This window comes from Methanoculleus sp. DTU007, from assembly GCF_001512385.1.
Taxonomy (GTDB): domain Archaea; phylum Halobacteriota; class Methanomicrobia; order Methanomicrobiales; family Methanoculleaceae; genus Methanoculleus; species Methanoculleus thermophilus.
In genome coordinates this window covers 1-1,005 of record NZ_LFRO01000043.1, presented here as the reverse complement: position 1 = coordinate 1,005, position 1,005 = coordinate 1, and the positions used below count along the sequence as shown (strand labels likewise).

Genomic DNA, 1,005 nt, shown 5'->3' with positions numbered 1-1,005 from the left:
GCGAGGGTTGAGACCAGGATGAAGACGATGATCGCCGTTCTATTCAGCCGGATGTCCCCCCGGTATTCGGCAAGGATCGCGAGGAAGAAGGCGATGAGCCCGACGGTTGCCGAGGAGATGAGGTGGGTCAGTTTGTCGTAGTAGGGCGCGAGGGTGACGTAGTACTCGCCGACATGCCCCATGACGTGGAGGTAGAGGGAGAGGGCGATAAGGAGGTTGACCTCCCAGGGGAAGCAGAGGCGCAGGTTCCGGGTCACCAGGGTGGGCGCCATCGTGAGAAGGAAGGCGATCCCCGAGGCGAACCCGAGGAAGTACTCCCCGGCCACGATGCTGGAAGCTACGGCAAGGAGGATGAGCCCCTGGATGAAGTAGGTCAGGTATACCCCGCGCGACGGGGACGGGCAGGAGGTCATGGGTGTGCTGAGTTACTGGTCGGGCAGATACATAATCGTCCCGGTGGCCGTCTCGCGTGACTGGTGCATCGCTCCCCGGCCGGTCGGGGTGGCTGCCCCATGGACCTCTGCCGGGCAGGGCAACGGCTCAACCGGCGCGGGTCTGCCGGCTGTTGAGGTTGCCCGTTCGTTTCCAGGAGAATAGTTGATAAGCTAGCAGGTCTATAAATTGGACACACAAGTGACCAAACATTCTGGACCACGGGGTTGATGAACTGACAGAATCTACAAAGCGTAAACCCGATTCCAATGGAGGAGGAGCGGGGGAAGAAGTTATCCGCGTCCGCCTGCCCAACAAGAGGAATCGGGAGATGTTTGGGAGCGCCGAACTGATGCTGGGCGCGAACCATATCAGGATCCGCTGTATCGATGGTGTGACGCGCACCGGGCGGATCAAGGGTAAGATAAAGAAGAAAGTCTGGATCCGGGAAGGCGATGTCCTGATCGTCGTCCCCTGGAACTTCCAGGATGAAAAGTGCGATATCATCTACCGCTACACGAAACCCCAGGTGGAGTGGCTCCGGAAGAACCGGTACCTCTGATATCCTTTTTT

The 1,005-nt window shown here is 59.0% G+C and carries 2 protein-coding genes and 1 pseudogene; 2 read left to right on the top strand and 1 reads right to left on the bottom strand.

What is annotated here, in order from left to right; genetic code table 11:
- Window positions 1-413: pseudogene (locus ACI94_RS05090) on the bottom strand (hypothetical protein); the annotation flags it as partial.
- On the opposite strand from ACI94_RS05090, the gene ACI94_RS05085 reads away from it, so the two are divergent.
- Both ACI94_RS05085 and eif1A read left to right on the top strand, forming a co-directional pair.
- The gene (locus ACI94_RS05085) at window positions 412-597 is read left to right on the top strand and encodes a hypothetical protein (protein WP_066955534.1); all 186 of its coding nucleotides are present in this window, start codon (window positions 412-414) and stop codon (window positions 595-597) included. The pseudogene ACI94_RS05090 and the gene ACI94_RS05085 sit on opposite strands and share 2 nt — an antisense overlap.
- A gap of 46 nt (window positions 598-643) precedes the next feature.
- Window positions 644-994, top strand: coding sequence for a translation initiation factor eIF-1A (gene eif1A / locus ACI94_RS05080; protein WP_394326383.1), 351 nt, complete (start codon window positions 644-646; stop codon window positions 992-994).
- The last annotated feature ends 11 nt before the right edge of the window (window positions 995-1,005 follow it).